Origin of the sequence: Clostridium sp. AF21-20LB, assembly GCF_003478795.1 — a bacterium.
Lineage (GTDB): Bacteria > Bacillota > Clostridia > Lachnospirales > Lachnospiraceae > Otoolea > Otoolea fessa.
Genome location: NZ_QUGD01000007.1, coordinates 1 through 25262 on the forward strand (window position 1 = coordinate 1; position 25262 = coordinate 25262).

A 25262-nucleotide genomic window follows, 5' to 3' on the forward strand; every position below is an offset into this window, starting at 1 on the left:
TTAAAGAAATTGATGAAAGCAGTAATGAAGCATTTATTATTAATGCACTGTTCGAACCGATGAAGAATATGTCATTTGGTGTAGGCATAGATAGAAGTAAGAGTATTAATGCACTGTTCGAACCGATGAAGAATATGTCATTTGGTGTAGGCATAGATAGAAGTAAGAGTATTATTACATCAGACAAGCCAATATATGTTTGCGGTAGTGATTTTCCATGTGAAGAGTATGATGAAATAATATTTCCAGTATCATCAGAACTATGTTTATTTTTATTTGGAAATGAAAATAAAGCAAAATATCGGAAAAATTTTTTGTTCCCCATTGGAGATGAAATCAAACAAGAAATTATAAAATCTATGGCTGCTTCTTCATTTGGGAAATTATATTCGAATCACATTTTAACTAAAATGGAACGAAAATATATAAAAGAAGTAATAAGTGAATCAAGTGCGAGAAGGTGAGTAAGATTTGGCGAAACTAATTATTGGAGAAAATGATTTAAAAACATGGTGCAAAAAGAACAATAGAGAAAATTTGTTAATAGAATGGGATTACAATGCTAATAATGGTTTGAAAAATAAATTTGGATGGGATGTTTCAACTCCTGATCTTGTTATGCCTAATTCAAATATTAAAGTTAGTTGGATATGTGAAAAAGGACATAAATATGAAGCAACTATAGGAAATAGAACCGTTAATGATCATGGCTGTCCATTTTGTTCGGGTAGCAAATTGTTAATAGGATATAATGATTTTGAAACATGGTGTAAGAATAATGGTAGAGAAGATTTGTTAAAAGAATGGAATTATGAAAAAAATAATGGGATGAAGCCATGTGATATTATTCAAGGTGGAGCAGGAAAGAAATATTGGTGGGTTGGTGCTTGTGGTCATGAATGGGATGCTGTTATTTCAAGTAGAATTACAGCTAGACAAGGGAAAACTCGATTTGTAAAAACGGCGGGATGTCCATATTGTAGTAATCCGCCTAAAAGAATTTTAGTTGGTTTTAATGATTTAGAGTCATGGTGCAAAAAAAATCAAAGAGATAATATTTTAAAGGAATGGAATTATGAAAAAAATGAAATTCTGCCTACAGAGGTAACCTTTGGAAGTGGAAAATATGTATGGTGGAAATGTAATAAAAATCATGAGTGGAGAACGCAAGTTCATAATAGGACTGAAGGTTCAAAAACAAATTGCCCTATCTGTGCTAGAACTCAGACTTCGTTTCCAGAACAGGCTGTTGCGTTCTATTTGAGAAAAGAATATGAAGTATTACAGAGATACAGAATAAAAGGATGTGAAGTGGATATATTTCTACCTCAATTTAATATTGCCATAGAATACGATGGTTCTATGTGGCATTCGGGTAAGGAGAAAGAAAAGAAAGATTTTGAAAAAACAAAGAAACTTGTTTCAGAAGGTATAAGATTAATTAGATTGCGAGAAACGAAGGACAATACTTCTGTCTATGAAACGGATGGACAAGTTGTCATTGAATTTATTGCAATGAATGGTAAATATGTCACCAATGAATTCGAATGGGCATTAACAGAACTATATAAAGTAATCAATTCTATTACCAATAGTAAAATGATTCCTAATATAGATATGAAACTAGATGAGTTATCGATAAGGGCATATTATATGAATGTTCTTAAAGAGAACAGTGTTGCTAGTATTTTTCCAGAACTGATAGAGGAATGGGACGTTGAAAAAAATGAAGGTATTACACCAGATGTTTATTCAGCAAGAAATAATAAAAAAATATGGTGGAAATGTAAAAATGGTCATTCTTGGCTAGCATCGATTAATACACGTGGTGAGCATAAATTGGGGTGCCCATATTGTGCTGGACAACGAGTAGTGACTGGAGAGAATGATTTTGAATCCTGGTGCAGAGATAATAACAGTATTTTATTAGATGAATGGGATTATAAAAAAAATACTGTAAAACCATATGAAGTTCCAAAAACATATAAAGAAAAAATGCATTGGAAGTGTTCAAAGGGGCATGAATGGGAAGCAACAGTGTATAACCGTGTAAATGGAACGGGGTGCCCAGTATGTAATAGTGGTAATAATGTTAAACGAAATAAAGTAACATTAGCTGAGTGGTGCAGAGAAAATAATTCTAATTTGTGCGATGAGTGGAATTATGAAAAAAATATGGATATAACACCACAATCAGTTACATATGGAAGTCATGCTAAAGTATGGTGGAAGTGTTCAAAAGGGCACGAGTGGGAAGCTCAGATTAAAAGTAGAACATATAATCATGGCTGTCCTTTTTGTTCAGGAACAAATAAAAAAAGCTATTAAGGGGATAAATGATTTAGAAACTTGGTGTAAGCAGAATGATAGAGAATATATATTGGAAGAATGGGATGCGCTTCAGAATGGAGAATTGACTCCAGATATGGTAACTTGGGGAAGTCATAAACGTATCCATTGGAAGTGTAAAAAAGGACATATGTGGGAAGCGGTTGTAAAGGAAAGAACTAAAATACGTGGCAATCGATGTCCTGAATGTCGAAAAGAACTATAGACTTTGGATTTGCCCCCCCTGGGTGCAAAAAGGCACCCCCTTTAGGATTCAAAGGTTTCAAATGCACCCACCAAAATTGGAGTAGTAACACACCTTATTTTGACTACGTTTCTACTACGAATGAGTGTATCGATTTGCCTTATTTTGCCATGATATGCCAAGATATGTACTAAAAATCAATGTCACGTGGCATTGTAACAATACTTTATACATTTTTGAAAGTGGCATAACACGGCAAATTACGGCAAAATAAGGCTTTTTAGGAGGAAAAAACATGAGTATACGCGTGCTATTCATCTGCCACGGCAACATCTGCCGTTCCACCCTAGCCCAAAGTGTCTTCACCCACAAAGTCGCATCCCAAGGGCTTTCCGCCCACTTCCTTATCGACAGCGCCGCCACAAGCACCGAAGAAATCGGCAATCCACCGCACCGGGGGACGGTGAATAAGCTGAGGGAGGTTGGGATTCCTCTGGTGCCGCACCGGGCGCGGCAGGTGACGTGGGCGGATTATGAGAAATTTGATTATATCATAGGCATGGACAGTGCCAATATCCGAAATTTAAACCGGATGCTGAAAGGCGATCCGGATAGGAAAATATATAAATTCCTCACATTTGCAGATTCAGACCGGGACATCGCGGATCCGTGGTATACGGGTGACTTTGACACGACGTATGAAGATGTTCTGGAGGGCTGTGTGGGTTTTCTGGCATATCTGAAAGAACAGGGACAGATATAACCAAAAGTTTGATGAGTATCCATTTCAGGTTAAGATGGAAGGAACGGACTGTTTCTGCTGCAATTTATCAGTGTGCTGGAGGAACATCCGGGCGATTCGTGGATTAAAAAATATATTTTCCCGGGCGTAATGGTTCTAAGTCTCTGGGAAATGATTTCTTGTGGTTCAGCAGATGGATTTTATATCCTGGATGTGGAAAATCTGCGTCTGCACCAGATTTTATTTACAAAAGGAATTGATAATGACTTGCCGATGACACGCTGGTATTAATAAGTGGAGTGCTTTTTTATTTCCAGCTGAATCCGTTCGCAGAGATCCTTGACCGTGACAAGCTCGATAAAATCCGTTTCCGGAATATCGATCTCGAAGCAGTCTTCGATCTCTGTGATAAAGTATACGATCAAAAATGAATCCAGCCCCAGATCGTCGATCAGGCGGTCAGCCGGTGTCAGCGGGCGGGTGATTTCTACGTATTCTAATAGAATGTCTTTTATTTCAACCAGGATTTCTTCCTGCGTCAGTTCGTGTTTCATGAGAAGTTCCTCCTAATATATGTGATTCATGCAGCTATTTTTATTGTAAATTTAACATAGAATCTGTGTTTGAGAGATGATTCTATCTGTGTGTTTATTTTATCATGAAACTGCCCGCTTGAGTAGATATATCCCTTAAAATAGGAGGAGCCGACAGGAACGGACTCCTGTCGGCGTAGGTATGAAAAAGTATATTATGAAAGGTCTTTTGCCTTTACGCGTATTACTATATCGAAAAAATGTGATAAAAGTATGTTCGGAATGTGAAGAAATCATAAATTTCGGAAAATATTTTGGAAGTGGATGGGGGAATAAAAATGACACGCAGATATAAGTTTGTGCAATTTTATTCATAAAAATGAAAATATATGCGTGAAATTTCTGAAAAAGATAGAATGTAAAAAGGTAATATGATATAATGAGCGCAAGTGAGCCAGAGAGCTGCTTGCAGATTTATGGCGAACGGCGAATGGCGATCACGATAGCTGCGTCAGCAGCGGTAAGCATCGAAGATGCGAATCGTGATATAATATGAACACTTACAGAGAACTTGTCAAATCTAGTGTGAATTATAGCTGAACATTTGATGAATCTGAGATAAAGGAGAAAAATAATCAAAATAAAGATTCAAAAAAACATATCTACAAAGAAGAAGGCAGAACATCAGGCGGATGCAAAAGCATTTGCCGGAACGGGTTCAGAAAGGACAGGGAACGATGCGGGCGTTTACATTTGAAAATGCGACAAAGATTTATTTTGGCGGAGGTTGTGTGAAAGAGCACCTGCTGGAGGCGGTGAAGCCGTATGGGGAAACGGTGATGCTGGCATATGGCGGCGGCTCGATCAAGACGAATGGCATTTATCAGGAAGTGATGGATGTCTTAAAGCTGGCTGGAAAACAGGTGATAGAATTTTCTGGCATCATGCCGAATCCGACCTACAGCAAGGTGATGGAAGGGAAAAAAGTCGTACAGGAAAATCAGGTAGATCTGATTCTGGCAGTGGGCGGCGGTTCGGTCATGGACTGCAGCAAGGCGATCTCAATGGCGGCTGCGACGGACAAGGACGTCTGGGAGGAATACTGGATCAAAAAGGGCGAGATTGATTTTGAGCCGGTTCCGGTGGGCGTGATTGTGACCGTGGTCGGCACTGGAAGCGAGGTCAACGGCGAGGGTGTAATCACCCATGAAGAACAGAAAATTAAGACGAGCCGGAATTATCCGCGCTGCAATCCGGTGTTTGCGATGATGGACCCGAAATATACCTACACGGTTTCTCCACTCCAGACGGCAGCGGGCGGTTTTGATATGCTCAGCCATGTGATGGAGACATATTTCAGTGCACCGGATGAGGATAATCTTTCGGATGCGATCTCGGAGGCGTTGATGCGGAGTATTATTGAGAACCTGCCGGTGGCGATCCGGGAACCGGAAAATTATGAGGCGCGCAGCAACCTGATGTGGGCGTCCACGATGGCGGAGATTGGCATTATCAAATTAGGAAAACAGTGTGATTTTGAGGCGCATATGATTGAACATCAGATGGGGGCTTACACGGACTGCAACCACGGCATGGGACTTGGCGTGATCCATCCGGCGTATTATCGTCGAATTTGCCGGGACGGCATCAAGAAATTTGTGAAATTTGCTGTAAATGTCTGGGGAATGTCACCAGATGGCGGCGATGAGGAAGAACTGGCATTTGGCGGAATTGACGCATTACAGGCGTTTATTCATGAGATTGGTTTGCCGGGGACGCTGCGGGAACTGGGAATCACAGATCAGAGCCTGCTGAAAACGATTGCTGATTCATGTATCCGCAATGACGGCGGGTATCGGCAGCTGACGCACGCGGAAATCTTGGATATTTTGGAAGAGTGCTATTAGTACAAAGGAGGAAAATCATGCCACACATTGCAATATCTATGTACCCGGGACGGAGCCGGGAAGAGAAGGCAGCGCTGGCTGAGAAGGTCAGAACGCTGGTATCAGAAGAATTAAAGAAGGATCCGAAGGTTGTGACGGTATCGGTTCATGATGTACCGGCTGAGAAATGGCAGGAATATTTGGATGCGATTCCGGGCGAGGATAGATTCTATTAGAAGTCTAAGTCGGGGTTGCAGAAAGAGGCAAAAGATCATCCGACGATGGATAATATAGCTCAAGCAGTGTCGAAAAAATAAACTGCAAAAGACATATAATAATGAATAAAAAAGAACGGACTGTTCATAAATAGACAAAAAAGCATAGGATGTAGAGAATAGATATTTGAACTGTGCCGGTTTACAGAGTATCATCTGTAAACCGGGCAGAAAGAAGCACATTTACGCGCATTACTTAGTGGATTTTGTCTGTATGAACAGTCTTTTTTGCAGCATTTTATAATTGAGAAAACATTTCATTTACTCCTTTTAAATTCCCACAAATATTTCTTGACATTTCCCAGTTACATTCATATAATGAACATATGAACAATGATTCATATAAATAAAAATATTTCAAAGAAATCTTGATAAAATCCTGCTTCACTGCTTTCACGAAAGAAGCAGTGAAGCAGGGCAGAAACGCGTAGCATGAAGGGAGAAATCGGATGGCAATTCATGATGTAGAGTGCTGTGAGGAGTGTGCTGTTCACGATGAGGTTGTGCAGTCGGTCCGGGGAATGCTGCCGGATGACGATGATTTGTATGATCTGGCGGAGCTGTTTAAGGTATTTGGTGATTCGACGCGGATCCGGATTTTGTTTGTGCTGTTTGAGTCGGAGATGTGTGTTTGCGACATTGCACAGCTGCTTAATATGACGCAGTCGGCGATTTCGCATCAGCTTCGGATTCTCAAGCAGTCGCAGCTCGTCAAGAGCCGCCGGGACGGAAAGTCGGTGTTCTATTCGCTGGCAGACGACCACGTTTACCGGATTATCAACCAGGGCTTTGAGCATATTAAAGAATAGCAAGTTCCTTGAATGATGATAATGGATTGAATGAATGTGAAAGCGGTGCTATCTGTAAAGAAAAAAATTGCAGGTCTCGGAAAGCAAACATTAAAAATTTATAACTCAATAAAAAGAGGAGGATTATCATGAAGAAGAAATTTAAATTAACTGATCTGGATTGTGCAAACTGTGCAGCAAAGATGGAGGATGCGATCAAGAAGCTGGATGGAGTCAATGATGCGAGTGTCAGCTTTATGATGCAGAAAATGACGATCGATGCGGATGACGCACGTTTCGACGAGATCATGAAAGAGGTTGTAGAAGTGTGCAAGAAGGTGGAACCGGACTGCATTATTAATATGTAAAATTGGAAAAGGCATAATCGGATCAAAAGCTGCTTTTTAAAAGAATAAAATCAGATTGTGTAATGCACAGAAGGGCAAAGTAAAAAGATATAGGCAAATGAGCTGTGCCGGCACATTTTCCTATATCTTTTTTTCTGGGAATGTGTTTCCAGAATGAAGGGAGGCTTTATGAATCAGAAGCAGAAAACGATGCTGAAGCGGATCGTTGCGGCGGCAATCGTATATATCGCGGCGGCAGCAGCGAAAAAAATGAATGTATTTGCCGGAATGCCGCAGCCGTGGACAGAGTTAGTCGTATTTTTAATTCCGTATCTGATTATTGGATGGGATATTGTATACAAGGCGTTCCGGGGGATTAAAAATGGTCAGGTGTTTGATGAGAATTTCCTCATGACAGTAGCGACGTTCGGAGCGTTCGGTGTGGGCGAGTTTTCTGAGGCGGTTGCGGTTATGCTGTTCTATCAGGTTGGCGAGCTGTTTCAGAGTTATGCGGTCAACCGTTCGCGCCAGTCGATCAGCGATCTCATGAATATCTGCCCGGAATATGCCAATATTGAAAAAGATGGACAGATAGAGCAGGTCGATCCGGATGATGTGGAAGTGGATGACATCATCGTGGTACAGCCGGGAGAGCGGATTCCGCTGGATGGCGTGGTGGTAGAGGGTGAATCGATGATCGATACCTCGGCGCTGACTGGTGAATCGGTACCGCGCCGTGCGGCAGCCGGGGATGAAATCATCAGCGGATGTGTCAATGGCAGCGGGCTTCTGCGGGTGCGCGTGACGAAAGAATTTGATGATTCGACGGTGGCGCGGATTCTGGAGCTGGTGGAGAATGCCAGTAGCAAGAAGGCGAAGGTGGAGAACTTTATCACCCGGTTTGCCAGATATTATACGCCGGTGGTCGTGATCGCGGCGGTTGCTTTGGCATTTGTGCCGCCGATTGTGCTGGGCGGAGAATTTGGCGAGTGGATTCAGAGAGCTTGTATTTTCCTGGTAATTTCCTGCCCGTGTGCGTTGGTGATTTCGGTTCCGCTTAGCTTCTTTGGCGGCATTGGTGCTGCATCCCGCATCGGTGTGTTAGTCAAGGGAAGCAATTATCTGGAGGCAGTTTCGGAGCTGGATACGGTTGTATTTGATAAGACAGGCACCCTGACGAAGGGCGAGTTTAAAGTGACGGAGCTGTATCCGGCGGGAATCAGTGAGGATGAGCTTCTGGAGCTGGCGGCGTATGCCGAGAATTATTCGACGCATCCGATCGCGGAATCGATACGGGAGGCGTATCGTGAGAGAAAAGGCAGTTTGGCAGAAGCAAAAACTCAAAAGGCGAATGCGGGAACAGCAGAAATCGTTCTGGATGCTGACAATGACACAATAAAAGAGGTGCAGTCCAAAGAGGGTGTGCAGGGAGTGGTACGCAAACCCCTGATCGACTTAACCCGCATCGGTGAAACCAACGAGATTTCCGGTCATGGTATCGAGACAACGATCGACGGTCACATAGTTCTGGCGGGTAATGGACGCCTGATGAAGAGTAAAAATATACCGTATCAGGAATGCGACGGCATCGGCACTGTGATTTATCTGGCAAAGGACGGAAAATTTGCCGGAAGTATCCTGATTGCCGATACGATCAAGCCGGAGACGGAGGATGCGATCCGTGGACTGAAGGCGGCTGGAATCCGCCGTACTGTTATGCTGACGGGCGACCGGAAAGCGGTCGGAGAGGCGGTGGCTGCGAAGGTTGGCATCGATCAGGCGTACACGGAGCTGCTTCCGGCGGATAAGGTGCAGAAGGTCGAGGAGATGCTGGCGGAGATGACCGGAAAGCGGAAGCTGGCATTTGTCGGCGACGGCATTAACGATGCACCGGTTCTCTCCCGCGCAGATGTCGGTATTGCAATGGGAAGCATGGGAAGTGACGCGGCGATCGAGGCGGCGGACATTGTCCTGATGGATGATAACCCGGCGAAGATTGCAGGTGTGGTTAAAATCGGACGCAAGACAATGGCAATCGCGCACCAGAATATCGTGTTTGCTCTGGCGGTTAAGGCGGTTGTGCTTCTGATGGGCGCGGCTGGAGTGGCTAATATGTGGGAAGCCGTGTTTGCGGACGTCGGTGTTTCCGTCATTGCAATTTTAAATGCGATGAGGGCATTAAGAACTAAATAATCGCTAATATCAAAAAGCTATGGCGGAAGGAATACTTGATGGTTCCGGAAACTGTAGCTTTTTAAACTTGCGGCTCTAAGGGATTTATATATAAAACCAATATTTGCAAGTGGTAAAAGAATAGGAATAAGAAAGAAATCAAGGCTTGGAAAAGATAAAATGCTGGGAATCATACAGGATTTCCAAAATAGTTGTAATAATCCTTAATAAAATAGTAATTGAATCTGACGGAAGAATGAAGTATGATCAAATACCATAGGATATTAGACGGAAAGGAAGGAACAGGATGAAAAAATGGATGAAAACGGCGCTTGTCCTAGCTGCAGCGGTTTGCCTGAGTGTGGCGGCTGCGTTTACAGCACTGGCGGCGCAGACGTTTCAGATAACCGCTTCGATCGGCTCCTGTCTGATTGGTTCGGGGCAGAATACAGTGGATATTTCACTTTCAAGCAACGGTGATACAACGGGGACGGACGGAAAGATTTATCTGTTTGAATTGCGGCCGTATGAGTCGGAGATTGGAAGCCGGACTGATTATGTCAGCAGCGTAGGCGCAGGGGAAACGAGGACCGTCTCGATTCCTTTAAACAAGGGAACTGCCCAGGACCGCCTTTACAGCCGGTTTGTTCCGGCAGTGTTTGACGGAACTGCATTTACGGCAGTTGGCGCGGCACATTATATCACAAATCCGGAGGTGGTTGCATCCAATCAGGATGCGTTTAAGACGCCGCTGACGAAAAAGGGCTTGAATATCCAGTTAAATATGCTCAACGATGCATTTACACTGGGCGTCAAACATGTGGCGGTCAATATCGCATTTTCCCAGTTTTTAGGAAGTGGCATTGATTATGAGTACGATGGAAAAACGTATCATTTTAATAAGTCGGTGGTTGAAAATTATGACAAGGTGATCAGTACATATATCGGAAAAGATATATCTGTGACGGCGATCGTTTTAAATGACTGGAATGACGCGCACCCGGAACTGGTTCATGCGGGAACTGCGAAATCTTCGAGCGCCAATTATTATATGTTTAACACGAAGACACAGGAAGGATTTGAGACAACGCGTGCGATCTTCGCGTTTTTGGCGGATCGTTACAGCGGCAAGAATCATAATTCAAATTATGCGAAGATTTCCAACTGGATTCTGGGCAATGAGATCAACAACCAGATTTGGAACTACATGGGACCGGCAGATTTGAATACATATGTATCCACGTATCAGCAGGCATTCCGCACGTTCTACACGGCGATCAAGAGCACAAGTGCGAATGACCGGGTTTATTTTTCACTTGATTTCTGGTGGGGAGCTCCGTATGAGAACCTGAACGATCAGGTGCATTATACGGGCAAAGGCATTGTTGATACGTTTAACGCCCTGGCAGTAACGGAAGGTCAGATGGACTGGGGCATTGCCTACCATCCGTATCCGTACCCGATGACGGAACCGGAATTCTGGGATGATCCGGCAACGGGGCTGGTAACCGAGAGGGCAGATTCACCGATTGTCAACTTTGCAAACCTGCATGTACTGACCGATTATCTGAATCAGGATTCGATGAAGACAGCATCTGGCGAGGTGCGCCATGTCATTCTGACGGAGGAAGGATTTACTGCACAGAGTCTGACGCGCGGCGATGTGTCGGATATCCAGGCGGCGGCATTTGCATATTCTTACTATATCGTGGACAGTAACCCGTATATCGACGCGTACATTCTGAGTCGTCAGGTCGATGCGCCGTCAGAGGTAAGGGCAGGCTTAAGCTTCGGTCTGTGGTCCTGTGATATGAATCAGGGCAATGAGATTGTAGCGGTAAAGGATCGAAAGCTCTGGAGAGTTTTCCACGACATTGATCAGAAGAGATACACGCTGGAAACTTCGAATTTTGCAAAATCAATCATCGGAATTAATAAGTGGTCGGATGTGATTCCGAACTTCCGGTGGAAGTCTCTGGAACAGTAGTGGATGGTAGACAGAGACTTGTAGAACAAAAACTATAAGAAAAAAGTATAAATAAAAAAGTGCCTTTCTTCTCGAAGAAAATTTCTTGAGAGGAAAAGCACTTTTTTTAGAAAATTGGATTTTGTCTCCGAATCCTGCCGATTTTATCAGATCTTGAGTTCTTATCAGATCTTATTGCTCTGTCTCCAGATATGCATCTTCTCAGCTTCCTTAATCAGCTGATCGCGGAACTGCGGATGTGCAACGGAGATGATAGCCTCGCATTTCTGCCAGGTTGCAAGACCCTTTAAGTTTACTTTACCGTATTCGGTTACCAGGTAGTGCAGGTTTGCACGTGTATCGGTTACGATGGAACCCTGATTTAAGGTCGGGAGAATACGGGACTGCAGCTCGCCAGCCTTGTTCTTGAAGGTGGAGGAGCAGCAGATGAAGCTCTTTCCGCCCTTGGACAGGTAAGCGCCCAGAACGAAGTCAAGCTGTCCGCCTGCACCGCTGATGTGCTTGATTCCTGCGGACTCTGCATTTACCTGACCGAAGAGGTCGAGGTCAACCGCGTTGTTGATGGACATGAAGTTGTCCAGGGCTGCGATGGTGCGGACGTCGTTGGTGTAATCAACCGGAGCACTCATGCAGGCCGGGTTGTTGTTTAAGTAGTCATACAGTTTCTTGGTACCAGCGCCGAATGCGTATACCTGACGGCCTTTGTCCAGTGCTTTGTGAGCGCCTGTGATCTTGCCGGCTGCGGCAATATCAACGAATGCGTCAACGTACATCTCGGTGTGAACACCCAGATCCTTTAAGTCAGATTTCGCAATCAGGGAACCAACTGCGTTCGGCATACCGCCGATACCTAACTGTAAGCAGGCACCATCCGGGATCTCGTCTACGATCAGTTTTGCAACTGCTTCATCGACATCAGTCGCTGCTGCACCGCCTCCCATCTCTGCGATGGTCGGGTTGCTGCCCTCTACGATCATGTCTACGTTGGAGATATGAACGCCGTTCTCAAATCCGCCGAGGCAGACCGGCATATTTTCATTGACCTCTACGATGACAACCTTGGAAGTCTCGCAGCAGGCTGCCATATGGGAAGCATTTGGTCCGAAGTTGAAATAACCGTGCTCGTCCATCGGAGCGACCTGGAATACAGCTACATCCGGTTTGGTTGCGGACTCACGATAGTATCTCGGAAGCTCGGAATAACGGATCGGAGCATAGAAGCTGAATCCCTGTGCGATTGCCTTTCTCTCGATACCGCTCATGTGCCAGGAGTTCCAGGTCATATGAGCTGCCGGGTTTTCGATCTTGAAGATCTCCGGTACCCACATCAGGATACCGCCGCGGAAGTGTACATTCTCCAGTTCCGGAAGACGTTTTGCGATAGCAGCATCGACTGCTACCGGAGTGCCGGTGGTCCAGCCATAGTCAACCCAGTCGCCAGATTTAACGACGGAAGCAGCTTTTTCAGCGGAAACCAGCTTTTCTGCATACAGTTTCTTGTAATCCATACTTATTCACCTTGTCCTTTTTAATAATATGAAGAAGTCCGTACAAATGCGTGATTCGGACATCCCCCGTTGTTTATCAGTGTATCATCTCCACTACCCCTTGTCAACGAAAGAGGCGGAGGACAAAATAGGGGAAAATGACGACATATTCATATTTGTGAATTACAGATATAAGTGTATGTAAATAGAAAGGAAATGACTTTGTCTATTAATTCACAAACAAAATACCACGTTGGTTATAATGCCAGAGAAGATCGCTTTTATTGAGAAAACGGAAGAAAAAAATTGTGCATTACGCCTAAAAGCAATCAAAACGATGTAGAAATAAGTGGATTGTACGCGGAAAAATGAGAATCTTAAATCTTTATAAATCCATTGATAATTATTTGACAGGAGCCGCGTGGGGTGTTAAGATACAAATACACTATCATATTTATCACTATTTTACTATTTACTGCAGTTGTGTTATTTACGTGGTGGATCATTTTCAAGGAGGATTTTTTCAATGTCTAAGAAAGTCGTAATTGCAAGTGCATGCCGTACCGCAGTAGGTTCTATGGGTGGCCAGCTCAGTACTGTTCCAGCAGCTGAGATGGGTGCCGTAGTTATCAAGGAGGCTCTGAAGAGAGCAGGCGTTGCTCCGGAGCAGGTTGATCACGTATACATGGGATGTGTTATCCAGGCTGGTCTTGGTCAGAACGTAGCACGTCAGATGTCTCTGAAAGCTGGTCTTCCGGTAGAAGTTCCGGCAGTTACCCTGAACGTGGTTTGCGGTTCTGGTCTGAATGCTGTAAACGCAGCAGCAGATATGATCCTTGCAGGCGATGCTGACATCGTAGTAGCTGGTGGTGCAGAGAACATGTCCGCAGCTCCGTATGCTCTGATGAAGGCTCGTTACGGATACCGTATGAACAATGCGACCATGATCGACACCATGGTAAATGACGCTCTGTGGGATGCATTCAACGATTACCACATGGGTATCACCGCTGAGAACATCTGCGATCAGTGGGGTATCACAAGAGAAGAACTCGATGAGTTTGCAGCAGCTAGCCAGCAGAAGGCTTGCGCAGCTATCGAGGCTGGACGTTTCAAAGACGAGATCGTTCCGATCGAAGTTAAGAAGAAAAAAGAGACTGTTATCGTAGATACCGATGAGGGTCCGCGTCCGGGTTCCACTGTAGAGATTCTTGGCAAGCTTCGTCCGGCATTCAAGAAAGACGGACGTGTAACAGCTGGTAACGCTTCCTCCATCAACGATGGTGCAGCAGCTGTAGTTGTTATGAGCGAAGAGAAAGCAAAAGAACTGGGTATCAAACCGATGGCTACATGGGTAGCAGGCGCTCTGGGCGGTGTAGATCCGAGCATCATGGGTATTGGACCGGTTGCAGCTACCAAGAAAGTTCTGAAGAAGACAGGCTGGAAGGTAGAAGACTTCGACCTGATCGAGGCAAACGAGGCATTCGCAGCTCAGTCTATCGCTGTAGCTCGTGACCTTGGCTTCAACAAAGACATCCTGAACGTAAACGGCGGTGCAATCGCTATCGGACATCCGGTAGGAGCATCTGGCTGCCGTATCCTGACAACTCTGTTATACGAGATGCAGAAACGTGACGCTAAGAAGGGTCTGGCTACTCTGTGTATCGGTGGCGGCATGGGCTGCGCAACGATCGTTGAGAGAGACTAATTTCTGACGCAGAACCGGAGTCGTCGGGGCTTATCCCCGGCGCTCCGGCTGTTTCTGATTTTACGTATTTCAATTCAAGAGCTTTTTAGGAGGAACTGGAAGTGGGATTTGTAGACTATGAGGTAGACGGACACGTCGCAGTCATAACTATTAATCGTCCGAAGGCACTGAACGCGTTAAACGAGGATGTGCTGAAGGATATTGAAGCTGCATTTGATGCAGTAGACCTTTCCGAAATTCGTGCAATTATCCTGACCGGCGCAGGAGAGAAATCTTTCGTAGCCGGTGCTGACATCGCTGCTATGAGCGTGATGACCAAGGAGCAGGGCGAGCACTTCGGTAAATTCGGCAACGATATTTTCCGCAAGATCGAAACCTTCCCGGTTCCGGTTATCGCGGCAGTAAACGGTTTCGCACTCGGCGGCGGCAACGAGCTTGCCATGAGCTGTGATATCCGTATCTGCTCGGACAATGCATTATTCGGACAGCCTGAAGTAGGTCTTGGTATCACACCAGGCTTCGGCGGTACACAGAGACTCGCACGTCTCATCGGACCGGGCAAGGCAAAAGAGATGGTATTTGCGTCCCGCAACATCAAAGCGGACGAGGCATACCGTGTCGGACTTGTAAATGCTGTTTATACACAGGAAGAGCTGATGCCGGCTGCGAAGAAGCTGGCAGGCGCTATCGCAAAGATGGCTCCGATCGCTGTCAGAAACAGCAAGAAGGCGATGAACGACGGACTTCAGACTGATATGGATCAGGCTATCGTGATCGAGGAAAAACTGTTTGGCGGATGCTTCGAGACAGAAGATCAGAAGAACGGTATGCAGGCATTCCTTGAGAAACGGAAAGTGGAGCAGTTTAACAATAGATAGTTAGTTAAATTATAGTTGTATAATTTCAGGAGGATTTGTCATGAAAGTTGGTATTATTGGTGCAGGAACCATGGGTTCCGGAATCGCTCAGGCATTTGCCCAGGTAGATGGATATGAAGTATGCCTGTGTGATATTAACGAAGAGTTTGCTTCCAACGGCAAACTGAAAATTTCCAAGAACTTTGAGAAGAGAGTAGCAAAAGGAAAGATGGCAAAAGAGGATGCAGACAAGATCCTTGCCAGAATCCATACCGGCGTTAAGACTATCTGCAGCGACTGCGATCTCGTAGTTGAGGCAGCAATCGAGAACATGGAGATCAAAAAACAGACCTTCAAAGAGCTGGGCGCTATCTGCAAGGCAGACTGCGTATTCGCTACCAACACATCTTCTCTGTCCATTACTGAGATCGGTGCAGGTCTTGACCGCCCGGTTATCGGTATGCACTTCTTCAACCCGGCTCCGGTTATGAAGCTGGTTGAGGTTATCGCAGGCTTAAACACTCCGGTAGAGATTGTTGACAAAGTTAAGAAGATCTCTGAAGAGATCGGCAAGATCCCGGTACAGGTAGAAGAGGGCGCTGGTTTCGTAGTAAACCGTATCCTCATCCCGATGATCAACGAGCTATCGGTATCTACGCTGAGGGCGAGGCTTCTGTAGAGGGTATCGATACCGCTATGAAGCTGGGTGCTAACCATCCGATGGGACCGCTTGAACTGGGCGACCTGGTAGGTCTGGACGTTGTTCTGGCTATCATGGAAGTACTTCAGTCTGAGACTGGTGACCCGAAGTACCGTCCGCAGCCGCTTCTTAGAAAGATGGTTCGCGGCGGCAAGCTTGGCCGTAAGTCTGGCGAAGGCTTCTACAAGTACAACTAATATGTACATAAGTCTGGCTTCTTGACCAGATGAAAACATAATAGAGTACCAGATTTTTAAGAACCGCAACGGGGCGGCGCTTAAAGCCGCCTCTTAAGCGTATATAAGAAAATGATGGAGGAATAGACACATGGATTTTACATTAAGTAAAGAGCATGAAATGGCGAGAAAGTTATTCCATGACTTCGCCGAGAACGAAGTAAAACCTTTGGCACAGGAAGTTGACGAGACAGAGCACTTCCCGGAGGAAACCGTTAAAAAGATGCAGAAGCTTGGCTTCATGGGCATCCCGGTTCCGAAGGAGTATGGCGGACAGGGCTGTGATCCGTTAACATACGCTATGTGCGTTGAGGAGCTTTCCAAAGTTTGTGGTACTACCGGCGTTATCGTATCTGCACACACATCTCTGTGCTGCGATCCGATCCAGACTTTCGGTACTGAAGAGCAGAAACAGAAATACCTGGTTCCGCTTGCTAAGGGCGAGAAGCTTGGTGCTTTCGGTCTTACTGAGCCGGGTGCTGGTACAGATGCTCAGGGTCAGCAGACCAAGGCTGTATTAGACGGCGACGAGTGGGTATTAAACGGCTCCAAAGTTTTCATTACCAATGGTAAAGAGGCTGACATTTACGTTATCATCGCTGTAACAGGCGTTGTTGAAGTAAAGGGCAGAAAGAAAAAAGAGATCTCTGCATTTATCGTAGAGAAAGGAACTCCGGGCTTCACCTTCGGTACCAAAGAGAAGAAGATGGGTATCCGTGGATCTGCTACATACGAGCTGATCTTCACAGATTGCCGTATCCCGAAAGAGAACCTGCTTGGCCAGAAGGGCAAAGGTTTCCACATCGCTATGCATACCCTGGATGGCGGACGTATCGGTATCGCTTCCCAGGCACTTGGTCTTGCAGAGGGCGCTCTTGAGAGAACTGTTGATTATGTAAAAGAGAGAAAACAGTTTGGTCGTGCTATCGGTCAGTTCCAGAACACTCAGTTCCAGCTGGCAGATATGGCTACCAAAGTTAAAGCAGCTCAGCTCCTTGTTTACAGAGCAGCCGTTGCTAAGAAGACACAGAAGACCTATTCTGTAGAAGCAGCTATGGCTAAACTGTATGCAGCAGAGGTTGCTATGGAAGTTACAACCAAGGCTGTACAGCTTCACGGTGGTTACGGTTACACGAGAGAGTACGACGTAGAGCGTATGATGCGTGATGCTAAGATCACTGAGATCTACGAGGGTACATCTGAGGTTCAGAGAATGGTTATCTCCGCTGATCTGTTAAAATAATTCAGTCTGCAGAGAAATCAGAACAATCTCAGTCCTATAGAGAAAAAAGAAAAAAATAAGGAGTGAAAATACCGTGAAAATTGTAGTTTGTGTAAAACAGGTTCCGGATACCAAAGGCGGAGTTAAATTTAACCCGGATGGTACTCTTGACAGAAGCGCAATGCTGGCAATCATGAACCCAGATGATAAAGCAGGTCTGGAGGCAGCGCTTCGCTTAAAAGATCAGTATGGTGCAGAAGTTACCGTAGTTACTATGGGTCTTCCGAAGGCTGAAGAGGTTCTTCGCGAGGCTATGGCTATGGGCGCAGACAATGGTGTTCTTGTAACTGACCGTGTACTTGGTGGTGCAGATACCTGGGCTACTTCCCAGACAATCGCAGGCGCACTTCGCAACCTGGATTATGACTTAATCATTACTGGCCGTCAGGCTATCGATGGCGATACCGCTCAGGTAGGTCCGCAGATCTCCGAGCACCTTGGCCTTCCGGTAATCAGCTACGCTCAGAAGATTCGTGAAGTAAACGAAGCTGAGAAATACATCGTAGTTGAGCGTCAGTATGATGATAGATATCATGTAGTTAAAGCACAGCTTCCGTGTCTTTTAACCGCTCTTGCAGAGTTAAACGAGCCGCGTTACATGACTCCGGGCGGAATCTTCGATGCATACGCAAAAGAGATCACCGTTTGGGGCAGAAAAGATCTGAAAGAGGTTGAGGATTCCAACCTCGGTCTGAAGGGTTCACCGACACAGATCGCAAAAGCTTCCGATAAGGTAAGAAAGGGTGCTGGCGAGAAGGTAGAACTGGATCCGGCAGCTTCCGCAGATTATATCGTTGGCAAACTGGCAGAGAAACACATTATCTAATTATTTTATAGAAAAGAGTGGTGAATAAGATGAACAACTTAGAAGCATATAAGGGCGTATTTGTCTTTGCACAGCAGGTGGATAATGTTATCAGCAATATCGCTTTTGAGCTGATTGGCAAAGGTAAAGAATTAGCAAAAGATTTAGGAGTAGAAGTAACCGCTGTTTTAGTTGGTTCTGACGTTAAGGGTCTTGCAGATCAGTTAGCAGAGTACGGTGCAGACAAGGTTATCGTTGTAGACGATCCGGAGTTAAAAGAGTACCGTACAGAGCCGTACACACATGCAATCGCATCTGTTATCGAAGAGTTCAAACCGGAAATCTTCCTGATCGGTGCTACTGCAATCGGTCGTGACCTTGGTCCGCGTGTTTGCGCTAGAATCCATACAGGTCTGACTGCAGACTGTACAAAACTTGATATCGGTGATTTCCCGATGAATCCGGTTCCGGGTAGAGAGACAAAGCACAATCAGCTGCTTATGACTCGTCCGGCATTCGGCGGCAACACCATCGCTACCATCGCTTGCCCGGATTTCCGTCCGCAGATGGCAACCGTTCGTCCGGGTGTTATGCAGAAGGCTCCGAAGGAAGCTGGCAAAAAAGCTGTTGTTACTGAGTTCAATCCGGGATTCACAAAGAACAACAAATATGTTGATATTCTGGAAGTTGTTAAGGCTGTATCCAACACCGTTGATATCATGGATGCTAAGATCCTTGTATCCGGCGGTCGTGGCGTAGGAAGCCCGGAGAACTTCAAGATTCTGGATGATCTGGCAGAGGCTATCGGCGGTACCGTAAGCTGCTCTCGTGCAGTTGTAGATGCTGGCTGGAAGCCGAAGGATCTTCAGGTAGGTCAGACAGGTAAGACTGTTCGCCCGAACGTATACTTTGCAATCGGTATCTCCGGTGCTATTCAGCATCTGGCAGGTATGGAAGAGTCTGACATCATCGTTGCTATCAACAAAGATGAGTCTGCTCCGATCTTCGATGTTGCTGACTACGGCGTAGTAGGTGACTTAAACAAGATCGTTCCGATGCTGACTGAGAAGATCAAAGAAGCTAAAGCAGCAGCTAAGAACAACTAATTAAAAGCAGGAAGAGATATCTTCTTACAATAAATAAGCAGTAGAGTTTTGTATATTTTTCTCTGATAAATATATGAGACAGCGCCGGCTGGACGGATTTACTCCACCCAGTACTCCGCAGTCCCGTGCCAGCGAGTAAAGAGAACCCTGTTTCCGAGGTGATGAACCTGGGAGGCAGGGTTTTTTTGTTTCATAGGAAATTGCGTCCTATGAAACAAAAAACGCTCCGCGAGGATGCGCACTCGCGCGAAGCAGAAATATGTCGCAAGCGACCGCGCTCGGCGCGAGAATGTGCCAAGGCACATTCTTTATTCTGGTCAAAAACACTTGACAGATTAAGGTGGATTGCCCGTATAATAGAGTGTCTGGAATATAGACATGATTTATCTGCTATATAAGAAAATACAGGTTACTGTTCACGGGTAGGCACTTTTGGAACCGAAAGTGCCGTAAGAAAACGTGGTGGCGGCAGGAATTTGCCGTATTTAAAAGAGAAGCCACGGCAAATTCCGTTACTGGGCACGTATGTGTGAACAGTAACAAATACAGGATGGTATGATTTATGTTATTTAGTTCCCTTGTGTTCCTATGGTATTTTTTGCCAGCGGTATTTTTGCTTTATTTTATAACGAAAAATCTGCATATCCGCAATGGCGTCCTTCTGGCTGCCAGCCTCTTTTTTTATGCGTGGGGCGAGCGAAGTATGTGATTCTGATGCTTGTTTCGATCGGGCTGAATTATTTCTTTGGATTGTGGATTGGGAGGATGCAGAGTAAACACAGAATGCGCCTTGCTGTTACAACCTGCGTGTTTTTAAACCTCCTTCTTCTGGGCTATTTCAAATATTTTAACTTCGCAGTCGAGATTGCAAATTCTCTGTTAAGCCGCTTTGCGGGCGGCGCACATACACTTTCTTTCCGCGAGATTGCTCTTCCGGTCGGAATATCCTTCTACACGTTTCAGGCGCTTTCCTACGTGGTGGATGTGTACCGGGGGACGATTCAGGCGCAAAAAAATATCTTTCATCTGGCGCTCTATATTTCTTTCTTTCCGCAGCTCATCGCGGGACCGATCGTCAAGTATCACGATGTCTGCGAACAGATTGGGAACCGGCAGTGTACGGCGGAGGGGATGGCGTATGGAATCAAGCGCTTTTCCTACGGACTGGCGAAAAAAATGTTGTTTGCTAATACCTTTGCGGCGACGGTGGACTGGATGATGGAGAAACCGCTGGCACAGCTGGGAACGGTCAATGCGTGGATGTTGGCGGTTTTGTACACACTTCAGATTTATTTTGATTTTTCAGGATATTCGGATATGGCGATCGGATTGGGAAAAATGTTTGGATTTGATTTTATGGAGAACTTCAATTATCCGTATATCTCTACCTCGATCCGCGAGTTCTGGAGACGCTGGCATATTTCACTCTCGACCTGGTTTAGGGAATATCTTTATATCCCGCTGGGCGGCAACCGGAAAGGGCAGGTGCGGACGTATGTTAATCTGCTGATTGTCTTTTTTGCGACCGGGCTCTGGCATGGCGCTGGGGCAACCTTTATCATCTGGGGATTGTACCATGGGCTGTTTCTGGTGGTGGAACGCATGGGACTTGGGAAGCTATTGGAGAAGAACTGCTTCCGGGGACTGAATCACATCTATACGGCGTTGGTTGTAGTGGTTGGCTGGGTGTTCTTCCGCGCCGATACGCTGGCGGATGCGAAAGTGATCCTGCATCAGATGTTTACCTGGGAGAACGGCATCTATCCGGCGTCGCTGTTCGTGAATCGGAAGGTGATTTTTCTTGCGGTGCTGGGCGTGCTGCTTTCGGGCATCGTGCAGAGTATATGCCCGAAGCTGCGGGAGCATTTGTATGAGAAAGAAGTGACAAAGACAGTGGATATTTTGATTATGGCTGTGCTGCTGTTTTTGTGTACCATGTATCTCGTCAGCAGCACGTATAATCCGTTTATTTATTTCAGGTTTTAGATCCAGCCGCCGTCTAATTGTATAACTTGTCCCGTCAGATAGGACTCCTCATTTCCCAGCTGGTATGCCAGTTTTCCGACTTCCTCGGCACGACCCATACGTCCGGCTGGGATCTCTTCCAGCAGGGCATTCCGTTCTTCTTCATCGAGAAATTGATTCATTTCGGTATCAATAGCGCCGCAGCGATCGCGTTGACCTGGATGTTGCTCGGCGCAAGTTCCTTCGCGAGGGCGCGCGTCATGGCGTTGATGCCGCCTTTGGTGGCGGAATAGGCGACTTCACAGGAAGCGCCGCAGACGCCCCAGACGGAGGAAATATTGAGAATGCGTCCCGATTTGCGTGACACCATCATCGGAACGGCGAGGCGGCAGCAGTTGAAGACGGAGGTCAGGTTGGTATTGAGAATGTGGTTCCACTCGTCCGGCGTCATATCCTGGAACAGACCGATGTAGGAAATCCCTGCATTGTTGACGAGGACATCCAGGGAACCGAAGCGCTCCCGGATCGCGTCAAACAGGCGGGAACAGCTCTCAAAATCGCCCGCATCGCCCATCCAGGCAAGGCAGGAAACGCCCAGCGCTTCGATCTCGCGCTGGGTCTTTTTTTAATTCTTCTTCCCGCCTCAGGCAGGTAATCACGACATCCCAGCCGTTCTTAGCGTAGGTTAATGCAATCGCTTTCCCGATTCCGCGGGAAGCGCCGGTTACGAGGATAGTTTTATGATTCATGGCAGTAAACTCCTTATATGCGTATATTTGATGATACCAGGGTCAAAAGGTCAGAAGTTCGACGCAAGCTTGCTTGCAGGAGAATTTTTGACCTTGGGACCCGCCAAAAACATGAGTAAGTAGCCATTTTTCAAAGAAAAATGAGCGAATTGCGAATGTTTTTGAGAATTGCGGGAGCACGCAGTGCAGAGCAATTCGGTATTAGAGGGGTCAAAAGCTTTTGACCCCAACATCATATTTGATTGAATTATAGCATGTATTTAAAATTCGTGAAATAGTTTCATTTTTCCGCCTGTCATAAAATCGTAAGAAATTTTCATCCATTTTTTGCTGTTCTGAGTGTTTTACAGCATTGTATGAAAGTGCCAAAATGTGTTATACTAAAACCAAATGGATCTGACACAGCGATAGAGCGGATCAATTACCGAACAGATTCGGAAGAAAGGAACTGTATACCATGTATGATATAATAATCATTGGTTCCGGACCAGCTGGCTTGAGTGCAGCGATTTATGCACAGCGGGCGTGTCTGGACACGATTGTGATAGAGAAGAATGGAATCAGCGGCGGACAGGTGCTGAATACCTGGGAGGTGGACAATTATCCGGGATTTCCGGGTGTGACCGGCTTTGAGCTTTCCAGACAGTTCCGGGAGCATGCAAACAAGCTGGGAGCAAGAGTTGTACAGGATGAGGTCGTGCAGGTCGAGCTTTCAGGAAATGTGAAGAAAGTAGTCTGCGAGGAAGAGACGTATGAGGCACGCTGTGTGATTCTGGCATCCGGAGCACATCACAGGACGTTGGAGGTGCCGGGAGAAGAGGAACTTCGCGGGGCAGGCGTTTCATACTGCGCGACCTGCGACGGGGCATTTTTCCGGGGAAGGACGGTTGCCGTTGTGGGCGGCGGCGACGCGGCGCTGGAAGATGCAATTTTTCTTGCACGGATGTGTGAAAAAGTATATATCGTCCACCGCAGAGACAAGCTTCGCGGGGCAAAACGGCTGCAGGAGCGCTTACAGGCGCTTGAAAATATTGAATTTGTCTGGAACAGCGAGACGGCTGCGATTGAAGGAAATGGTCAGGTGGAGGCATTGCGGCTGAGACAGACCAAAACCGGAGAAGAGAAGCGGCTGGACGTGGATGGCGTTTTTATTGCGGTCGGAATCGCACCGGAGAGTGAGCTGTATGCGGGTCAGTTAGAGCTTGATGAGCAGGGCTATATCCGGGCGGATGAGAGCGGTCAGACGAGCGTTCCGGGCGTATTTGCAGCCGGAGATGTCCGGACCAAGGCGCTGCGCCAGATTCTGACAGCGGCATCGGACGGTGCAAACTGCGTGGCATCTGCAGAGCGATATCTTCAGGCATAACTCATTTTTAATATAGAAGAAAACATGGGTCAGCAGGCAAAAATCCCATTGCCGTAGGCAATTTTTAATGGATTTTTGCGCGTGACTGTGAAGGTACTGAACAGTTACAGTTTGAGATAAAACGACGGAACAGAACGGACAGAAGAGTAGGAGGTTCTTATGAGAAAAACGCTGAAATTTCTGATAGCATCAGGGGCGTGCCTTGTGATGGCAGGGACGGGACAGATGAGCGCCCAGGCGGCGATGAATCTGGAGACGGATGCCCCGGTCGCTGGTGCGTCAGTGGCGATCAATAATTACTATGCGAGCAGCTTGAACCCGGAAAAAGAGCTGGCAGAGGCATTTGCTTCTAAAGAAGTTCTGGCAGTGGCGGGAGCCGGTCAGACGGGCGTGGCAGGCGGTGCGCAGACAGCCAAACCGGCACAGGTGCCAGCAGAGACGAAAGCCCAGCCAAAGGAGACAACTGGCGAGACTGAGGCGGTTGTCCGCGCGATGTCCAAGTCGATCTACGATAATATCGCGATTTCCCGTGTGACCAATTATGTCAATGTTCGCGCACAGGCCAGCACAGGCAGCGAGGTAGTTGGAAAGATTTACAATAACTGTGCGGCGACGATTCTGGACACGGTGGACGGCGAGGGCGGCAAATGGTACCATATCCAGTCGGGGTCCGTGACCGGTTATATTAAAGCACAGTATTTTGTGACTGGCGAGGAGGCGTCCAAGATTGCCAGGGAAGTCGGCACAACCTACGCGAAGGTTACAAATACCTCTACGCTTCGCCTGAGAGAGACGCCGAGCTTAGAGGGCAAGACGCTGGATCTTCTTTCTGCCGATGCAGAGTATGAGGTGATCGGAGAAGAGGGCGATTTTGCCAAGATTTCCGTCGATAATGATCTGGTCGGATATGTGTATAAAGATTATATTACGACACAGGTAGACTTTAAGCAGGCAGTTTCCGTAGCTGAGGAACAGCAGCAGAAAGCTGAAGAAGAAAAACTGAAACAGGAAGCGAATGCGGCGATCGAGAACCTGGAACAGGTAAAGAAGAAAGCCGAGGAAGAGTCGAGGGCAGCGGAAACCACGGCAGCGGCGAAGGAAACCACGGCAGCTGCCAAAGAGACGACCAAAGCATCGGAGACTTCCTACAGCGGAACAATAGAGGCGAATCCGAGCGAAAGCAAGGCAGCTGGGACGACAGCGGCAGCCAAGGAGACGACAAAGGCAGCTGAGACGAAAGCGCCGACTACCGCGGCAGCGACGAAAGCGACCACTGCAAGCGGCGTTGGACCGGGCGGCGGACCAGGCACAGGCGGTACGTCCTCTTCTGGAAATGAAGTAACAAATGCTACCCGTTCTGCGGTTGTGGCATATGCAAAGCAGTTCCTTGGAAATCCGTATGTATACGGCGGAACCAGTCTGACAAACGGCGCGGACTGTTCCGGATTTACAATGAGTGTATTTGCACATTTCGGTATTTCAACCGGACGAAGCTCGAGAGATCAGGCGGCAAAGGGCAAGGAGGTTGCGGTCAGCGCAGTACAGCCGGGCGATCTGCTTTTTTATGCGAGCGGCAATTATATTAATCACGTAGCACTTTACATAGGCAATGGACAGGTTATTCACGCAAGTACGGCAAAGAGCGGCATCAAGATTTCGCCGTCCAACTACCGAACACCGTGTAAGGCAGTTTCATTCTTAAATTAGTAAACGCAGATAAAGGAGTATATCGGTTCTT

At 46.4% G+C, this 25262-nt stretch carries 19 protein-coding genes and 3 pseudogenes; 19 read left to right on the forward strand and 3 right to left on the reverse strand.

The window, feature by feature from the left end:
- From DWX76_RS13910 to DWX76_RS05415, 4 genes and pseudogenes are all read left to right on the forward strand, one after another.
- Positions 1-464, forward strand: a 464-nt coding sequence (locus DWX76_RS13910) for a hypothetical protein (RefSeq protein WP_182429734.1), incomplete at its 5' end; no start/stop codon positions are given.
- 7 nt (positions 465-471) lie between these two features.
- Positions 472-2328, forward strand: a complete 1857-nt coding sequence (locus tag DWX76_RS05400) for a zinc-ribbon domain-containing protein (protein ID WP_118570251.1) — start codon at positions 472-474, stop codon at positions 2326-2328.
- 500 nt (positions 2329-2828) lie between these two features.
- On the forward strand, positions 2829-3296 hold the full coding sequence (locus tag DWX76_RS05410) for a low molecular weight protein-tyrosine-phosphatase (RefSeq protein WP_118570253.1): 468 nt from the start codon (positions 2829-2831) through the stop codon (positions 3294-3296).
- 45 nt (positions 3297-3341) lie between these two features.
- Positions 3342-3566 (forward strand): annotated as a pseudogene (locus tag DWX76_RS05415) (SAM-dependent methyltransferase); the annotation flags it as partial.
- Here DWX76_RS05415 and DWX76_RS05420 read toward each other — a convergent pair.
- Positions 3563-3829 (reverse strand): acyl carrier protein, encoded by a 267-nt coding sequence (locus DWX76_RS05420; RefSeq protein ID WP_118570254.1) that lies wholly within the window; start codon positions 3827-3829, stop codon positions 3563-3565. The pseudogene DWX76_RS05415 and the gene DWX76_RS05420 sit on opposite strands and share 4 nt — an antisense overlap.
- Positions 3830-4545: 716 nt before the next feature.
- On the opposite strand from DWX76_RS05420, the gene DWX76_RS05425 reads away from it, so the two are divergent.
- The 6 genes from DWX76_RS05425 (at position 4546) to DWX76_RS05450 (ending at position 11263) form a co-directional block, all read left to right on the forward strand.
- A complete protein-coding gene (locus tag DWX76_RS05425) occupies positions 4546-5715 on the forward strand; it encodes an iron-containing alcohol dehydrogenase (RefSeq protein WP_022358593.1) in 1170 nt (389 codons plus the stop codon).
- 17 nt (positions 5716-5732) lie between these two features.
- Complete coding sequence (locus tag DWX76_RS05430) at positions 5733-5930, forward strand: tautomerase family protein (RefSeq protein WP_118570255.1); 198 nt, start codon at positions 5733-5735, stop codon at positions 5928-5930.
- A gap of 488 nt (positions 5931-6418) precedes the next feature.
- The gene (locus tag DWX76_RS05435; RefSeq protein ID WP_022358591.1) at positions 6419-6778 is read left to right on the forward strand and encodes an ArsR/SmtB family transcription factor; all 360 of its coding nucleotides are present in this window, start codon (positions 6419-6421) and stop codon (positions 6776-6778) included.
- 128 nt (positions 6779-6906) lie between these two features.
- On the forward strand, positions 6907-7125 hold the full coding sequence (locus DWX76_RS05440; RefSeq protein WP_022358590.1) for a cation transporter: 219 nt from the start codon (positions 6907-6909) through the stop codon (positions 7123-7125).
- Positions 7126-7293: 168 nt separating this feature from the next.
- Complete coding sequence (locus DWX76_RS05445) at positions 7294-9297, forward strand: heavy metal translocating P-type ATPase (RefSeq protein WP_118570256.1); 2004 nt, start codon at positions 7294-7296, stop codon at positions 9295-9297.
- 286 nt (positions 9298-9583) lie between these two features.
- Positions 9584-11263, forward strand: a complete 1680-nt coding sequence (locus tag DWX76_RS05450) for a DUF5722 domain-containing protein (protein ID WP_118570257.1) — start codon at positions 9584-9586, stop codon at positions 11261-11263.
- 164 nt (positions 11264-11427) lie between these two features.
- Here DWX76_RS05450 and DWX76_RS05455 read toward each other — a convergent pair whose 3' ends face one another.
- Complete coding sequence (locus tag DWX76_RS05455; RefSeq protein ID WP_118570258.1) at positions 11428-12771, reverse strand: butyryl-CoA:acetate CoA-transferase; 1344 nt, start codon at positions 12769-12771, stop codon at positions 11428-11430.
- 505 nt (positions 12772-13276) lie between these two features.
- Between DWX76_RS05455 and DWX76_RS05460 the strand changes: the two genes are divergently transcribed.
- The 7 genes and pseudogenes from DWX76_RS05460 to DWX76_RS05490 all read left to right on the forward strand — a co-directional run bounded on the left by DWX76_RS05460 (position 13277) and on the right by DWX76_RS05490 (position 21430).
- Entirely contained in the window at positions 13277-14458 is a 1182-nt protein-coding gene (locus DWX76_RS05460; protein WP_022358586.1) for an acetyl-CoA C-acetyltransferase, read from the forward strand.
- 101 nt (positions 14459-14559) lie between these two features.
- Positions 14560-15336, forward strand: coding sequence for an enoyl-CoA hydratase-related protein (locus tag DWX76_RS05465; RefSeq protein ID WP_022358585.1), 777 nt, complete (start codon positions 14560-14562; stop codon positions 15334-15336).
- 40 nt (positions 15337-15376) lie between these two features.
- Positions 15377-16212, forward strand: a pseudogene (locus DWX76_RS05470) (3-hydroxyacyl-CoA dehydrogenase NAD-binding domain-containing protein).
- Positions 16213-16342: 130 nt separating this feature from the next.
- Positions 16343-17494: an acyl-CoA dehydrogenase gene (locus DWX76_RS05475; protein WP_107001362.1), complete on the forward strand. Its 1152-nt coding sequence runs from the start codon at positions 16343-16345 to the stop codon at positions 17492-17494.
- Positions 17495-17567: 73 nt separating this feature from the next.
- Positions 17568-18359, forward strand: coding sequence for an electron transfer flavoprotein subunit beta/FixA family protein (locus DWX76_RS05480; protein WP_107001363.1), 792 nt, complete (start codon positions 17568-17570; stop codon positions 18357-18359).
- Positions 18360-18388: 29 nt separating this feature from the next.
- Entirely contained in the window at positions 18389-19444 is a 1056-nt protein-coding gene (locus tag DWX76_RS05485; RefSeq protein ID WP_117796101.1) for an electron transfer flavoprotein subunit alpha/FixB family protein, read from the forward strand.
- Between the two features lie 765 nt (positions 19445-20209).
- Entirely contained in the window at positions 20210-21430 is a 1221-nt protein-coding gene (locus DWX76_RS05490) for an MBOAT family O-acyltransferase (RefSeq protein ID WP_412693993.1), read from the forward strand.
- Here the strand turns inward: DWX76_RS05490 and DWX76_RS05495 are convergent.
- Positions 21427-22158 (reverse strand): annotated as a pseudogene (locus DWX76_RS05495) (SDR family oxidoreductase). The gene DWX76_RS05490 and the pseudogene DWX76_RS05495 overlap by 4 nt on opposite strands.
- A gap of 448 nt (positions 22159-22606) precedes the next feature.
- On the opposite strand from DWX76_RS05495, the gene trxB reads away from it, so the two are divergent.
- The gene (gene trxB / locus DWX76_RS05500) at positions 22607-23524 is read left to right on the forward strand and encodes a thioredoxin-disulfide reductase (protein WP_118468434.1); all 918 of its coding nucleotides are present in this window, start codon (positions 22607-22609) and stop codon (positions 23522-23524) included.
- Positions 23525-23683: 159 nt separating this feature from the next.
- Positions 23684-25231 (forward strand): SH3 domain-containing C40 family peptidase, encoded by a 1548-nt coding sequence (locus DWX76_RS05505; protein WP_118570259.1) that lies wholly within the window; start codon positions 23684-23686, stop codon positions 25229-25231.
- Positions 25232-25262: the final 31 nt, after the last annotated feature.

Excerpts from the sequence above, each read along its gene's own strand:
- DWX76_RS05440 (WP_022358590.1), top strand. The coding sequence starts at position 6,907 with ATGAAGAAGAAATTTAAATTAACTGATCTGGATTGTGCAAACTGTGCA.
- DWX76_RS05490 (WP_412693993.1), top strand. The coding sequence starts at position 20,210 with ATGCAGAGTAAACACAGAATGCGCCTTGCTGTTACAACCTGCGTGTTT.
- DWX76_RS05475 (WP_107001362.1), top strand. The coding sequence starts at position 16,343 with ATGGATTTTACATTAAGTAAAGAGCATGAAATGGCGAGAAAGTTATTC.
- DWX76_RS05425 (WP_022358593.1), top strand. The coding sequence starts at position 4,546 with ATGCGGGCGTTTACATTTGAAAATGCGACAAAGATTTATTTTGGCGGA.
- DWX76_RS05430 (WP_118570255.1), top strand. The coding sequence starts at position 5,733 with ATGCCACACATTGCAATATCTATGTACCCGGGACGGAGCCGGGAAGAG.
- DWX76_RS05420 (WP_118570254.1), bottom strand. The coding sequence starts at position 3,829 with ATGAAACACGAACTGACGCAGGAAGAAATCCTGGTTGAAATAAAAGAC.
- DWX76_RS05445 (WP_118570256.1), top strand. The coding sequence starts at position 7,294 with ATGAATCAGAAGCAGAAAACGATGCTGAAGCGGATCGTTGCGGCGGCA.
- DWX76_RS05450 (WP_118570257.1), top strand. The coding sequence starts at position 9,584 with ATGAAAAAATGGATGAAAACGGCGCTTGTCCTAGCTGCAGCGGTTTGC.
- DWX76_RS05455 (WP_118570258.1), bottom strand. The coding sequence starts at position 12,771 with ATGGATTACAAGAAACTGTATGCAGAAAAGCTGGTTTCCGCTGAAAAA.
- DWX76_RS05505 (WP_118570259.1), top strand. The coding sequence starts at position 23,684 with ATGAGAAAAACGCTGAAATTTCTGATAGCATCAGGGGCGTGCCTTGTG.
- DWX76_RS05460 (WP_022358586.1), top strand. The coding sequence starts at position 13,277 with ATGTCTAAGAAAGTCGTAATTGCAAGTGCATGCCGTACCGCAGTAGGT.
- DWX76_RS05435 (WP_022358591.1), top strand. The coding sequence starts at position 6,419 with ATGGCAATTCATGATGTAGAGTGCTGTGAGGAGTGTGCTGTTCACGAT.
- DWX76_RS05410 (WP_118570253.1), top strand. The coding sequence starts at position 2,829 with ATGAGTATACGCGTGCTATTCATCTGCCACGGCAACATCTGCCGTTCC.
- DWX76_RS05485 (WP_117796101.1), top strand. The coding sequence starts at position 18,389 with ATGAACAACTTAGAAGCATATAAGGGCGTATTTGTCTTTGCACAGCAG.